This window comes from Pseudoalteromonas sp. bablab_jr010, assembly GCF_016464105.1.
Taxonomy (GTDB): domain Bacteria; phylum Pseudomonadota; class Gammaproteobacteria; order Enterobacterales; family Alteromonadaceae; genus Pseudoalteromonas; species Pseudoalteromonas simplex.
The window spans coordinates 1-283 of the sequence record NZ_JACDWV010000144.1 but is presented as its reverse complement, the minus strand read 5'-3'; the positions used below and the strand labels follow the sequence as shown (position 1 = coordinate 283).

At 53.4% G+C, this 283-nt stretch carries 1 rRNA gene; it reads right to left on the bottom strand.

Annotated elements, in window-relative coordinates:
* Positions 1-283 (bottom strand): 16S ribosomal RNA (locus tag JIG37_RS13365); the annotation flags it as partial.

Sequence of the window (283 nt, the reverse complement as noted above, 5' to 3'; positions counted from 1 at the left end):
GGGCTTTCACATCTCGCTTAACAAACCGCCTGCGTACGCTTTACGCCCAGTAATTCCGATTAACGCTCGCACCCTCCGTATTACCGCGGCTGCTGGCACGGAGTTAGCCGGTGCTTCTTCTGTAAGTAACGTCACAGCTAAATGCTATTAACACTTAACCTTTCCTCCTTACTGAAAGTGCTTTACAACCCGAAGGCCTTCTTCACACACGCGGCATGGCTGCATCAGGCTTGCGCCCATTGTGCAATATTCCCCACTGCTGCCTCCCGTAGGAGTCTGGGCC